The 14,604-nt window shown below is 30.7% G+C and carries 14 protein-coding genes and 1 pseudogene; all 15 read left to right on the plus strand.

Annotated features, from left to right (window positions below):
* Positions 1-237: WG repeat-containing protein (locus tag IPM92_00005; protein ID MBK9106789.1), on the plus strand; the 237-nt coding region annotated here is incomplete at its 5' end.
* A 28-nt stretch (positions 238-265) separates the two neighbouring features.
* A complete protein-coding gene (locus tag IPM92_00010; GenBank protein MBK9106790.1) occupies positions 266-799 on the plus strand; it encodes a WG repeat-containing protein in 534 nt (177 codons plus the stop codon).
* 302 nt (positions 800-1,101) lie between these two features.
* Complete coding sequence (locus IPM92_00015; GenBank protein ID MBK9106791.1) at positions 1,102-4,173, plus strand: AAA family ATPase; 3,072 nt, start codon at positions 1,102-1,104, stop codon at positions 4,171-4,173.
* 236 nt (positions 4,174-4,409) lie between these two features.
* Positions 4,410-6,053: a hypothetical protein gene (locus tag IPM92_00020; GenBank protein ID MBK9106792.1), complete on the plus strand. Its 1,644-nt coding sequence runs from the start codon at positions 4,410-4,412 to the stop codon at positions 6,051-6,053.
* 37 nt (positions 6,054-6,090) lie between these two features.
* Positions 6,091-6,288, plus strand: coding sequence for a hypothetical protein (locus IPM92_00025; GenBank protein MBK9106793.1), 198 nt, complete (start codon positions 6,091-6,093; stop codon positions 6,286-6,288).
* Positions 6,289-6,455: 167 nt separating this feature from the next.
* Complete coding sequence (locus IPM92_00030) at positions 6,456-6,965, plus strand: hypothetical protein (protein ID MBK9106794.1); 510 nt, start codon at positions 6,456-6,458, stop codon at positions 6,963-6,965.
* Positions 6,966-7,083: 118 nt separating this feature from the next.
* Positions 7,084-8,172, plus strand: coding sequence for a WG repeat-containing protein (locus tag IPM92_00035; GenBank protein ID MBK9106795.1), 1,089 nt, complete (start codon positions 7,084-7,086; stop codon positions 8,170-8,172).
* An 80-nt stretch (positions 8,173-8,252) separates the two neighbouring features.
* Positions 8,253-8,741, plus strand: coding sequence for a WG repeat-containing protein (locus IPM92_00040; protein ID MBK9106796.1), 489 nt, complete (start codon positions 8,253-8,255; stop codon positions 8,739-8,741).
* A 3-nt stretch (positions 8,742-8,744) separates the two neighbouring features.
* Positions 8,745-9,047 carry a WG repeat-containing protein gene (locus IPM92_00045; protein ID MBK9106797.1) on the plus strand — a complete coding sequence of 101 codons (303 nt, stop codon included), beginning with the start codon at positions 8,745-8,747 and terminating at the stop codon, positions 9,045-9,047.
* A gap of 41 nt (positions 9,048-9,088) precedes the next feature.
* Entirely contained in the window at positions 9,089-9,316 is a 228-nt protein-coding gene (locus IPM92_00050) for a WG repeat-containing protein (GenBank protein ID MBK9106798.1), read from the plus strand.
* Between the two features lie 133 nt (positions 9,317-9,449).
* A complete protein-coding gene (locus tag IPM92_00055) occupies positions 9,450-10,214 on the plus strand; it encodes a hypothetical protein (GenBank protein MBK9106799.1) in 765 nt (254 codons plus the stop codon).
* 142 nt (positions 10,215-10,356) lie between these two features.
* Complete coding sequence (locus tag IPM92_00060) at positions 10,357-11,697, plus strand: hypothetical protein (GenBank protein ID MBK9106800.1); 1,341 nt, start codon at positions 10,357-10,359, stop codon at positions 11,695-11,697.
* The gene (locus tag IPM92_00065) at positions 11,648-12,253 is read left to right on the plus strand and encodes a hypothetical protein (protein ID MBK9106801.1); all 606 of its coding nucleotides are present in this window, start codon (positions 11,648-11,650) and stop codon (positions 12,251-12,253) included. Before IPM92_00060 ends, IPM92_00065 begins: the two co-directional genes overlap by 50 nt.
* 141 nt (positions 12,254-12,394) lie before the next feature.
* Entirely contained in the window at positions 12,395-13,033 is a 639-nt protein-coding gene (locus IPM92_00070; GenBank protein ID MBK9106802.1) for an ATP-binding protein, read from the plus strand.
* Between the two features lie 172 nt (positions 13,034-13,205).
* Positions 13,206-14,398, plus strand: a pseudogene (locus tag IPM92_00075) (IS256 family transposase).
* The last annotated feature ends 206 nt before the right edge of the window (positions 14,399-14,604 follow it).

A 14,604-nucleotide genomic window follows, 5' to 3' on the forward strand; every position in this document is an offset into this window, starting at 1 on the left:
GAAGAGTTGGCTTATGTTGCAGTTGATGGCAAATATGGATTTATTGATAAAACTGGCAAAATTGTTATTAATCTGCAATTTGATAAAGCATCTGATTTTAAGGAAGGGATGGCTCGTGTGGCCGTTGATGATAAATCTGGCTTTATTGACAAATCGGGCAATATTGTAATTCATTTTCCCAGTTTAATTATGGAAGTGATTTTTACGAAGGGCTGCTATTGTAGGTGTTGGGAATAAAGCTGGCTTTATTGACAAGACGGGCAAAATGAATATTCAACCACATTTTGATGGTGCGGGTCCTTTTATCGATGGGATGGCAGTTGTGAATATAGGTAAAAAATCGGGTTATATAGACAGAACAGGAAAAATTGTCATCAATCTGCAGTTTGATGACGCAGGATCATTTACCGATGGGATGGCTCCTGTACAAATAGGTGAAAAGTGGGGTTTTATTGACAAAACAGGAAAAATTGCAATCAATCCACAATTTGATGAAGTTAATGCATTTACCGAAGGGATGTCAGCTGTATCTGTGGATAAAAAATGGGGTTTTATTGACAAAACAGGAAAAATTGTAATTAATCCACAGTTTGATGGCGTAGGCGTTTTTTCCGAAGGGATGGCTACCCTTCTTTTAGGAGGTAAAGTTGGTTTTATTAACACGACCGGAAAAATTGTAGTTAATCCCCAATTCGATAAAGCAAATGCCTTCAAACTTGGGGTTGCTGGAGTAATTGTAGATAGTAAACTTGGTTATATTGACAAAAATGGGATATATGTATGGAATCCTATGAATTAACAAGCTCTAAATAAGTTTAATTTTATTTTTCAGCTTTTCATAAATATGCGCAACTTCATTTTTTTCGAACCTATTCACTTTTAGTTTAAGATAAAAATTATTAAAGACCAACCAGATTTTAAGAATGCAAAATATAATTAGAAAAAGCATGGAACAACGCACTCCCGACCATGCCGCCTAAGCCCAAACACGCAAAGCCAACGAAGGGCGGCACGGGCGGGAGAGCAACCGTTATGCACAATCTTAAAACCGCACTCCGAAAAAAAATGTAAATTTGACAGAAAACTTTACTATTGAATTAAATGAACGTACTCAACCAATACATAACCTTTCTAAAAGAATATAAAAAGCTACTCGAAAGAGGAGTAAAAGACGTTCTGAATTCAACTGTTTCTAGCAACTTTATTTGGATTGATGAAATAGAACACTTCATTGAATCAGGAATATGTGAATCAACTTTAATTGATATTTTTTCTTCAAAATTCAAAAGACAACCTCTAGTTTTCTCACTACAAAAACCGTATAAACCAAATATACAAATCCCTAATAGATTCTTAGAAATTATTGAATTTGACGAAGCTAAAAACAAGTTTGAAAGTATTAACGGAGACGAAGAAGAACTTGTCAGTTTTCAAAATTCGACAGAGGGAAAAATTGAAATAGAAAAATTAAAAAAGTTTAAGAAAAATAAAGAAACATACTCAAAACTTTACAGAGCTTACAATGATATTAAAAATGATTCAAATTTAGAAATTGTTTTAAGTCTTGGATTTATACAATATTCCAAATTTAATAACAATGGAAATTTATCAAAAACCAATCAACACTTATTTCATTTCCCTTTATCATTAGATATTGATTCAAATAATGTTGTAAAAATTTCATTTTCTGATTTAGAAAATCCTTATGCAGATTTTTTCTTTCTCAATAATACTCCAATTGAGAAAGAAGTATTATCAAATATCATTGATAGATTTGAAGAGAGAATTACTGAACTTGGTTATGAGTATATTTTTGAAAGCGAATTTAAAGATTTAATTGCAAAATCTATTCAGAAAATTTCGAGTAATTCAGAATTTGAAAATTCAGTTTACAAACCAGAAAGTGACCATTTCAGAGAAGATTATTTTAAAGTGTTGTTTTCTCCTGCAGTAAATATTAAACAAAGAAAACCACGTTTCTTCGAAAAATTAACGGATTCAATTATCAAACACAATGATGAAAATGAAATAGAAGCAAAACTATTTAATTTATTAGTTAGAAACCCTGAATCATCAGGAAGCAATTCTTATACAAAACCTAACTATTTTAAAGACGAACTATTTGAAACTCATAAATCCAAAGCTAAAAACTTAAATGGAGATGACGACTTTTCTGTGTTTTTTCCTCTTCCATTCAACAAAGAACAAAAACAAATTTATGAAAATTATCTTAAAAACAGATTAACAGTTGTAACTGGACCACCTGGAACAGGAAAATCTCATACAATTGTAAACATACTTTGTTCTTTGTTAGCACAAGGAAAAAGAGTACTTGTTACTGCTCAAACGGATAAGGCTTTAGAATCTTTACTTGATAAAATCCCTGAAACTTTTGATGATTTGATATTCACAAAAATTCAATTGGAAACCAATCAAAATCGGTTTTCTTTAGAAAAAAGTATTGGCAATATTTCAAAAATTCTGACTGACAACTTTTATCTAAATGTTGAAACAAAAATTGAAGAGTTAGATAATTTAAAAGCTGAATATGTAAAATTAAAATCCGAAATTATTAGAGCCCTTGAAAAAGAATATACTCAAATCAGAATTAATGATTCTTTTGAGAATTTGAGAGCCTATCAAATTGTTGAAAAATTTGAATCAAAAGAATCCGAAGAATGGAATTGGATTCAAGATGAGTTATCCAATGAAATTATATCCAATTTTGAAATTATAAAAGATGAGATTTTAAAATACAAACAATTAGTTGGAATAGAAATCCGATACAATAATGTTATCAATATTGACATTTCAACAATATTGAAGAATTTAGAAGATTTTGATTTTAAACACGTCCTATCTATTCAAGAGCAATACATCAAGCAATCAAATTATTTGGGATTAAATGAGTATTCCAAAGATAAGGTGTTAAAAATTCAATTAGAAAACATTACAAAAGTTGCAAATGAATTTTCCAACTCGGATATTGTTCTCAAAAACATTAAAGAATTAGAGAATCTAGAGAAACAAATAAACAATAGGTTTACTCAAGAAAATATCACAATAAACAAATCGTTCAGCAATCTTACTGAAAATGGAACAAAATATCTTTTAGACATTGAAACTTACCTATCATTTGCTGAAAATGGTAAAGCAGGATTTTTCACAAAACTTACCAATTCCAATTTTAAGCAAGTTTCATATTTAGAGCAATTTACTATAAACGGCAAAAAGTGTAATACTAAAACCGAAATATTGCAATTGAAATCGGCAATTGAAAACCTCATTATCATCAGCAAAAATTTCACGTTGTTGAAACAAAATGGTTACTCATTTTCTTATGACGACAACTCCAATCTGAATGAAAAGAGCTTGGTTTTAAATGAAGTTTTAAAGAAGATTGAAACAAACAAGGAAGTTGTTTCCAAAATTCAATTCAATGCGGACTTTATCAATTTTTCAGAACACACACAAATCAATTTGTTTGATATAGATAATTTATCAAAAAAAGCAATTTCATTTAAAGACGACATTGACAAATTAGGAAGAATAAATCATCAATTAATTGAGAAACTTGAAGTATTAAAAAACATTGATTCAATAATTGAACAATCTTCATTAAAAATTGAATTCACAAAATTTTTACCTGTTGAAAAAATTGAAGATGTACAAGATTTTGAACTTTTAAAAACTAAATTTTTAGAAATAGGCAAGCAACTTGAGGTAGAGCAAACCTTTCTCAACCTAAAAAAATCTTTGAGAGATTTGCTTCCGAATACTTTTGATTCACTTGAAAACATTCCTATTCATTATATTTCAAAAGAAAATTTTGAATTTGCTTCTGCTAATAGATTTATTAAAGAAAACGAATTTATTGATTTACAAAAATGCAAAGAAGAGCTATCATTTATCAACAAAAAAATATTCCAAGTTAAATGTGATATTTTGTTTGATCTAGCAAAGTCAAACTTTAAAAGCAAATTTAAAAGTAATGAAATTGATGCTTTTATAAATTTACTTGAAGAATATAAATACAATTTATCTCAAAGTGTTAGAAAAATTCGGAATCAAACACAATATCAAGTTCTAACACGAAAAAATAGCATTGATATAAGTAAGCGTTTATCTTGCTGGGTTATGAAATTCAATGATGTTTTGAATTCGAAGACTTGAACCTGAAAATTTTGATTTAGTAAGTTATTGTTGACGAAACAAGTCAATTAGACTTTAACAGTCTTATTTTAAGCTATTATGCGGAAGAATATGATAATTGTTGGCGATGACAAACAAACATCTCCAAGTAGTCTAAACTGGAGCAGACGAAAAAGGATTTTGAATCAATTAAAAATAAACATCTTAAATTTTTAGGAGCAAATGCACTGCATATAAAAAGTGATAATAGTTTATTTATGCTTTCAAAGATGGTTGCGGGGACTGCAAATCTAACTTTGAGAGAACATTTCAGATGTGTTCCTGAAATTATTGAATTCTCAAAATTTCATTTTTATGACAATTCGTTACGACCTCTGAAACAAATTAACTCAAACAGACTTAATCCAAAAGAAACTGTTTTTGTAAATGATGCATTTACAGAAGACAAAATTGTTTACAAAGAGATTGACGAAATCAAAAAATTTCTTCAAAAAATTCTAAAAGACGAACAATATGCAAATAAAACCATTGGTGTAGTAAGTTTAGGATTGACAAAGCATACTGAAAAACTAAAAGACATAAAGGAGGATTTAGCCAATGAATTTGGAAAGGAGAAAATAGATAAGCATAAACTTATCATAGAAGATTCTCCAAAATTTCAAGGAGATGAAAGAGATGTTATGATTGTTTCTCTTGGAGTTGCATTAGATTTTCAGAAATTGAAAGAAAACCAAAATGCAAAACCTCGAGCAATTATTAGTGACCAAGATGAATTTAAAAAAATTAATGTCGCATTAAGTCGTGCAAAAGAACAAATGATTTTATTTCATTCTGTTGAGCATAACGATTTACAAACAAATGACTTTAGAAATAAAATATTGAGTTTCTTCAAAGATGAGGCAAAACCAATTTCTCAATTACAAATTGATAACAACAATATTGAAAGATACCGACACAATGTGCCTGAACCATTTGACAGCTGGTTTGAATGTGATATTGCCAAAGCACTTATTGAAAATGGGTTTAGTTATATCCAACCACAATACAATGTAAAAGAAGCTGAACTTTTTTATAATCACAAACTTGGAAAACAAGTTTATATTAACTTTAAAATTGATTTAGTCGTTCACAATAACGGAAAAATGATTGCTATAGAATGTGATGGCGACCCTTTTCATTCACTTCCTGAAGACGTGGCTTACGATATTGAAAGACAGGAATTTTTAGAACGTGTTGGTTGGAAAGTATATCGTGTACTTTATTCAGCATATAAAAGAAGTCCGCAAGAAGAAATACAAAAAATCATTGATTTTATTGAAAAAAACACGAAGAAAGACCATAAAACAACTATTGAAAAACCAATTAAATTAAAAGAAGAATTTGAAGATGAAATAGAATTTGAAAATGAGGAAGAAATTTCTGAATATGTTTTGCCTAAACATAAATCATACATTGACATTTTAGAGGAAAATAGTGAAACATCTGATTCTATAAACCAATTAAATGGCACGACAACAAATCATAAACACAAGTCATTCATTGATATGATTGAAGAAGATTTGGAAGAATCAAATCAGGTAAATCTATTTTCCTATGATAGTAAAAATTCTTGCTACTTCAATCTTTTCAGTGACAACACATATAAAGTACAAGAACATTCAGAAGAGAATTGTTTGTTTTCATTACCTATTGACGAAAGGTTTAAAGATGGCTTTCTTCTTCAATGCTACGACAATGGACATATAAACAAAGTCTATGTAAATTCTATACTAGAAAAGAGAATGAATTATCATTATTCTAATGGCAAAAATCCAAATGCTAACATTCTTTATCTAAAATTGATTGAAGAGGATGCAATTATTGCTTTAAAAATAAAAACGAGGTTTAGAAACTATTTTTAAAGCTCATAAAACTGAAAATATTTCAAACAGAGAACTTTTGCATTTACAAGGTTACAAAGTTGTTTATCAAACGGTTGAAAATATTGAATACAAAATTTTACCAAAAAACATTTATGAAGATATAAGACGCTTAGTCTTCACAAGTTTTACAGCAGAAGGAAAATCAGTTCACAACAATTACTATGAAAATGAATGGAAAATAATAGCGCAATTTATTCCAAAATTAACCGAATAAAAAAGACTGTGCATAACAACGTTTGGCAAAATGGCGGGTTTAGTGCTAAATTCAAAAGCAGTACTTCGATTGAACTTTTGTAATGAACTGAACATTTGTGCTTCGATTTCCGCCACTTCGCCAAGCTGCAAACCGTTAGTGGCTATTATTATTAAAAAAATTAAATTATGAAAAATATCGATCAAGGATTTTTAGATTCATTAAAGACAGTATTTACTTCAAAAGCAATGGGAATTCTTTATGAGGCTTCAATTGGAAAAGAAAAGAACTTAACTAGCTTAATCGAGGAAACATCTGATGAATTTATGAAAGCGGCACTGGAAATTCAACTTGAACAGGTCAAGGAAAATAAGGAAATTATAAGGCAAATACTTGAAAGTCTTAACAGTGGAGAATGTTTGTCAAGGGAAACAATTTTTTGGAATACACATCATAGGACTGTAATATTTAAACTAAAGGTAAATTCTGAAGCTTATAAAATGCTGGGTGGTTACGTTGTTGGTTGGCCCCAATATGAAGAAGCGGAACAGTTAGAAATTATTGAAAACACGCAAGCAAAAAGAGAATCATATGGTAGAATTAAAATTAAACCAACAAAACTAGATGAATTTACTGAAGAGCAACAAACCTACCTTCTACAGACAGGTATTCAATCTTGCGATATACTTGAGTATTAATACTAACTCGAGAAATCTAAAATAACAGCCACTAACACAGCATAGACTCTACACCGCCCGTCATCTTAAATCATTCTCTTTTAATTTTTTCCAGTAATGTCAATTTAATTTTTTAGTTTTGGCTGATAATGGTTGGCGGTGCAGCATGTATAGCCAATCCGTTACATGCAATTTATATAAAAAAATAATTATGCCAAAATACATTCAGATAATCTTGGTAGCATTAACCGGATTCTTTTCAATCATTACTTCATTACTTTTTAGTCAGGATTACAGTGGCGATAGTTCAAATATAAAAAAAGAAACGAGTTGTCTTTTTCTTGTAGTAAAAAACTATAAAATGGGTTTTATTGACAAGTCCGGTAAAGTTATTATAACGCCGCAATTTGATGAAGCTTCAAGTTTTAATGAAGGATTAGCAAAGATAAAGTTAGGCAATAAATATGGCTATATTGACAAGTCCGGCAACATTGTCATAATGCCCCAATTTGATGACGCTGACTATTTTAATGAAGGATTAGCAAAAATAAAGTTAGGCAATAAATATGGCTATATTGACAAATCCTGTAAAATAGTCATAACGCCCCAATTTGATGACGCTTCTAGTTTTAATGATGGATTAGCCCAAATAAAGTTAAGCAATAAATTTGGCTATATTGACAAGTCCGGTAAAATAGTCATAACGCCCCAATTTGATGACGCTTCTAGTTTTAATGATGGATTAGCCCAAATAAAGTTAAGCAATAAATTTGGCTATATTGACAAGTCCGGTAAAATAGTCATAACGCCCCAATTTGATGACGCTTCTAGTTTTAATGATGGATTAGCAAAAATAAAGTTAGGCAATAAATATGGCTATATCGACAAGTCCGGTAAAATAGTCATAACAACAAAATTTGATGCTGCTGGTAATTTTAATGAAAGACTAAGTCAGATAAAGTTAGGCATTGAATATGGTTATATTGACAAGTCAGGCAAAATTGTCATAACGCCCCAATTTGATGCAGCCTATAGTTTTAATGAAGGATTAGCAGTTGTGCTTGTAGGTAAAAAATGGGGTTATATTGACACTATAGGAAAAATGATAATAAAGCCACAGTTTGATGCTGCATTATCATTTACTGACGGGCTTGCTCCTGTACAAATGAATAAAAAATGGTGTATGATTGACAAAATGGGAAGATATGTATGGAATCCTTCAAATTAGTAATATTATTAAAAAAAATGGCTTCATATACTGCTAAATTTAAATCAAAAATTTAAATATTTTATCAATAAAAAAAGCTTATGAAAAAAATTATTATTCCGCAATTTCTTCGTAAATCCTTGATTCTATTAATAGGACTCTTCGCGATCAGTTCTTTATTCCTTTTTAACTGTAAAGATCCCAGTGACAAAGTGAAAGGTTTAAATTCCAGTGACGAAGTGAAAGGTTCAAAAAAGCTAACCAGTTGCTTATTTCCAATTAGACAAAACAATAAATCTGGTTTTATAAATGACTCAGGTAAAATTGTTTTAAATCCAGAATTTGATGGTGTTGGAAGTTTTTCTGAAGAGTTAGCTTATGTAGCTGTTGATGGCAAATATGGTTTTATCGATAAACAAGGTGCAATCACAATAAATTTGCAGTATGATTTAGTTTCTGAATTTAAAGAAGGAATGGCCCGAGCAGCCATCGGCAATAAATCTGGTTTTATTGATAAAACAGGAAAAATTATAATTGAGTTTTCGAAATTTAATTATGGAAGTGATTTTAATGAAGGAATTGCAATTTAGGCGTTGGCAATAAAGCTGGCTTTATTGATAAAACGGGGAAAAATGGTAATTGAACCTAAGTTTGATGGTGCAGGTCCTTTTATTGATGGTATGGCTAGTGTGCTTGTAGGCAAAAAGTGGGGTTATATTGACAGGTCAGGAAAGATTGTAATCAGCCCACAGTTTGATGATTCGGGTTCATTTAAAGATGGACTGGCTCCTGTATGTATAGATAAAAAATGGGGTTATATTGACAGGTCAGGAAAGATTGTAATCAACCTACAGTTTGAAAAAGTTAATTCATTTTTGAAGAGATGGCTTCTGTAAGAATTGATAAGAAATGGGGCTGTATTGACAAAACTGGAAAAATGAAAATCCTTCCAAAGTTTGATGGAACAGGAGTTTTTTCTGACGGCCTGATAAGTGTAACAGTAAATGATAAAGTCGGTTTTATTGACAAGTCTGGAATTATGGTAATTAGTCCGCAGTTCGAAAACGCACTTGATTTCAAATGTGGGGTGGCTGGAGTAATTGTAGATAGTAAACTTGGATATATTGACAAAAGTGGTACTTATATATGGATGCCACAGAATTAACAAATTTGAAACAAAATATATTTTCAACTAATAGTAGTTTTGAAAATAAATATGTAAAGACTATTTTCCAAACTCATTCACATTTGTTTAATATTAAAAAAAACTAGGTACCAAAATTTGCAAAAAAAACAAATTGAATGGTAACAAGATTTTTATGATTAGGATAATTAAATTAAAAAAAGCATGGAACAATGTATTACCGACCATACCGCCTGAAGAATTATTTTTCACTTTTGGCATAGATGTACACAACAAATCTAATATTTGGCTTCCGGCATGTGGCGGAAATGCGTGTATGCCAAATCCGTTGTGGATAATGCAAAATTATCTTATGTATCATATATATTCAGAAATAGAAAAGAATGAAGCAACTGAATTTATCTATGATTCCATTAATCGATTAATTGAAAGAGATCCTGAATTATTAGCTCCAATTGCTATAGAATCTTCTAATATTTCAGATGCAAAAGAATTAAATAGAGAACTTCATGAAACAACTATTAATCATAGACTCGCTTGTCACTTTGAATATTTTTTAGATAAATATAACATGCAAAGCTATCATTGTGATATAGAATACAACCGTTACATCAATAATCAAAAGTTGGTGACTTCATTACAAACAGGCCAACTGATTGAGGTTAGACCTGATATAATAGTTCATAAGAGAATTAAACTATACGAAAATATCCCACATTATCTTGTTGTAGAAGCTAAAAAAAGAAAAATTAGTGATAAAGATCGAAATCATGTTGAAGATATTATGTATGACATGAACTATAAGTATAAATTTGGGCTATTAATATCTTATTATAACGATCCACTAAATATTAATTGTGAATTAATAATATTAGAAAATAATAATTTTATAAAGGAATCCTTTAAAATTGAGAAATAGCAATGCCCAAAACACGGCGTACACTCATTCCAGCCTAAAGATTATTATTATTTGGCTTTAATATTTTTCGTTTAATAAAATTTAATGTTCTAATTTTGGCTTCCGATATGTGGCATGAATGCGTGTATGCCAAATCCGCCGTTTGGCGCAATTAAAAGATAAAGTATTAAGAATGCATCTACTAGTTTCTTTTATGCAAACGGTAAAAACTAAAATAAGAATGTTGTTATCTTGGTTGCCAAAAAGCAATATTGGAAAAAAAATTAATTTAGAAGAATTACCAGAAATACAATTTAATGTTGATAAAGATGCAAATGAACTGAAGGAATTAGTGAGTATTTACGATAGTCAATACTTTCTTGCAAATATCGCTATCCTTGCAAGCATGCAAGCTAATCCACGAATCAATTTACCACCTTTCAACGGATTTAGCTCACCTTTTAGACAACTTGCTCATCTTGGCGCATTAAATGTAACTTCTAATGCCGAATTAATTTCAAAAAAAGAGGTAGATGAAAAAAACAATGATTGGAAAGATATTGTAGTTCAAGCAATCAAAGTGAGGGCTGCCTATTATGGAGAAATGATGCCCAAAGAAGGAGAAGTATCTGACGAGTATTACGATTTATATAAAATAAGTGTTCCAGTATTCGACTCTCATTTTGACACTTCAACAGTAAATTTTGAAGAGCAGGAAATTAACAAAGTAACTGATTTATTCACGCCTTTTAACTCTGTGATTGAATCAATTTCAGGACTAAAAGTTGAAGATTTTACGGGGATTTACAATGTTATCGATTATACTTTATCCGAGAGAATGAAAGAATCGTATAATCTTTTAGTTCGTTCCCTAACAGTAAAAGAAGAGTTATTAAAACATAATGGAGCCCCACCAAGCACATGGGACTATAAAGGTGACGATCCAGATGTTTTAAGACTAGTTGAGTATCATACAGACCCAAGAATTAAATATACTCCAGATATGTGTGTATTAGAAAGGCACATATCTCCTAAAAAACTAGAAATATTTTTCGATTTATTTACGATTAAGAGAGGTGAAAAGCCCAGCTACAAATATTATACTGAAATCAATCCTTTGCTACTGAAGCCCATTTATAAGTATTCCCCTAATAAATATTTAATTGTTTTTCAGAAACATTTAATACATAGTATTTTCAGATTTTTATATGATTTAGTAACAAATTCAGATAGGCAAGAGAAGTTCTTCATACACCGGGGAAAATGGTTACAGAATAAAACTGTTGAACTTCTAAAATTTTACTTTGGAAAACAAGCCAGAGCATTCAATGAATATAAAGTTGATGGTCAAGGACAGGATGTTTTACTTCTAACCAAGGACCTAGCCCTAATCATTGAGAACAAAGCTCATAATGAAGTAAAATTTAGTGGTGTCCCAAATGTCAAGGTTATTTTTGAACAATACTTGGCAAGATTTAAAAAATTCAATTCAAAAAGGATATGATCAGTGTTGGAGAGTCAAGAGAAAATTTCTAGAGAAAGAAAAATTTGAAGTCCAAAATAACAAAGGAGAATCGATTTTTACTGTTACAACATCTGACTATCCCAACGTTTTTTCTATAGTATTAACACTGGAAGAATTCAGAACGCCTCAAATTAATACGAACGAATTATTAGACCTAAATAAAGCTGATAACAATTTTCCTTTGTCTATCAGTATCGACGACTTTGAAGTCATATTGTTAACACTTAAAAAATTGAATAAAGATATATCTACGCTAATAAAGTATCTGCGACTTCGAGAAAAAATGCAAGGAAAGCTAAGAACCACAGAAGAGCTTTCAATATGGGCGACGTTCATTATGAATTCACAATTTGAGATTCCTCCAGATGAAGGTAAAAGTTTCTACCCTGGCCCAAAAGCATTAGAAATTTTCAACCATCAATATGAATTAGGAATAGGATTCAGAGATGAAAAATACCTAAGAATGAAAAAGAAAGATACATTTAAGTATTTAAATAGTATGCGAAACAGATTAACTCTGCCTAACACAACATAGACTCAACACTGCCAAGCATCCTAAATCGTTCTCTTTTAATTTTTTCCCGGAATGACAAATAAATTTTTAGTTTTGGCTGCTCTTGGTTTGGCGGTGCAGCGTGTATAACCAATCCGTTAGTGGCCAATAAAAAGAATATTTATGAAGCTTATTACAGAACAAGATATTTTAGAATTAATTACAAATCAAATAGAAGAATCAATTCATCTTGATTTTAAAAGAGGGGATGGGTTAAGCAATAATAAGGAATGCAAAAGAGAATTAGCTAAAGATGTTTCATCATTTGCAAACTCAGATGGTGGAACAATTATCTATGGAATTGAAGAAATAAATCACGTAGCTTCAAAGATTGTTACAGTAGATGGAAATACTATTACGAAAGAATGGTTAGAACAAGTAATTAATACAAATATCAATAGAAGAATATCTGAAATTGTAATTGACCCTATTAGAATACAAGGAAATATCACCAAATCTATATATGTTGTTAATATTCCGAGAAGTCTAGATGCCCCTCACATGACTACAGATAAAAGATATTATAAGCGATTCAATTTCGAATCTGTTCAAATGGAAGAATATGAAATAAGAGATTTATATAATCGAGCAAATTTTGTAAATCTAGAAATATCAGAAATTATAATTGAATCAGGAGGTGAAAATTGGTCACCAACTCCTAATTATCCAGGTGAGAGTCCTTCAAGATTACAAAATCTTGAATTTTATTTAGGATTTCAAATTGAAAATGTTAGGGAAGTATTGAATCAAATGGGACTCTAAATAATTTTGTGTTTTGAAAAGTTATGGAGAGTTTTCCATATTTCAATAGCACAGGTCCTGTAATTTAAAACATGGAACTAGGTGCTGTTGAAATGTGGGAAACTCCGGACTAAGTAAAATAAATAAGCTGAATTTATTGCATTCATAATCAACAATTTAAAATCTTTGTATTATGAATGAAAAAACAAACCAATTATTGGATTCCTTATTAAAGGAAACTCAAAACTCCAGAAGAATTTAATATCCTACGAGACCAGCTTTTTAAGCGTGTTGTACAGACCTTACTTTCATCGGAGATGGACGCTCATTTGTGCTATTCTAAAGGACAATCTCCTCCTTATGATAATATCCGAAATGGGTATTCGAAAAAAAACACTAAATACGCAAAATGGTGAAGTTACCATTAAAGTTCCTCGTGATCGGCAAGCATCTTTTGAGCCGGTGATTGTTCCCAAGCACAAGAGTATGGTCCAAGAAATTGAGGACATGATTCTCCTTTTGTATGCTAAGGGAATGAGTACTACAGATATTGTTGAGTTTACCGAACAAACCTACGGAGTAAAATACTCAGCAATGAAAGTCTCACTCATCACCAATAATTTATTGGAAGATATAAAGGAATGGCAACAAAGACCTTTAGAATCGATATATGCCGTAATTTGGATTGATGCGATTCATTATAAAATCAGACATGAAGGCAAAGTCATTTCAAAAGCATCAATGCTGGTACTTGGAATCGATTTGAGGCGACAAGACATCTTGGCGATCCATATTGTAACGAATGAAAGTGCAGCATCCTGGGCTCAAAATTTTAATGACTTAAAACTCAGAGGAGTTCAGGATATTCTATTCTTGTGTTCTGATAATTTGACCGGCTTACAGCAGGCGGTAGAATCATGTTTTCCTCAAAGCATCCACCAGATCTGTATAGTGCATCAAATTCGGAATTCTTTAAAACATGTAAGTTTTAAAGATCGGAAATCAGTAACCGCAGATTTAAAAGCGATCTACCAGGCAGATAATGTCAAACAAGCTGAAGCTGCTTTAGAACGTTTTAAATCAATATGGGGAGACAAATACAGCCAATCGGTTAAATCCTGGACTAATAATTGGATGCCCTAACCATTCCTGGATTATCCACCGGAAATAAGAAAACTCATTTACACGACAAACATAATCGAGTCATTTAATGCCTCATTAAGAAAATTTACACGAAATAAAAAGGTCTTCCCAAACGATGAATCAGCTCTAAAATCAATTTACTTGGCCGCATTGCAGATTATGCCAAAATGGAAGAAATCCAGATTTAACTGGCCTATTATTTACAATCAATTGTATATTTACTTTGAAAACAGAATTAAGTAATTTTATATGAATGCTTCTGTTCGGCTAAACACAAAATATTTTAAAGACTCAATCAAATTATAAACTGGAAGTAGAAACGGATTTATATTTCCACAGTTCACATGAACCATATAACCCCATTCAGAAATATTTCATAAGAAAAGAAGCAAATAAAAATATTTATTCAATTCCAAATACGAGCCCCATCTTTCAAAATGAAAAGACTA

It is taken from the genome of Saprospiraceae bacterium (genome assembly GCA_016719615.1).
In the GTDB taxonomy this organism is placed as follows: Bacteria; Bacteroidota; Bacteroidia; order Chitinophagales; family Saprospiraceae; genus Vicinibacter.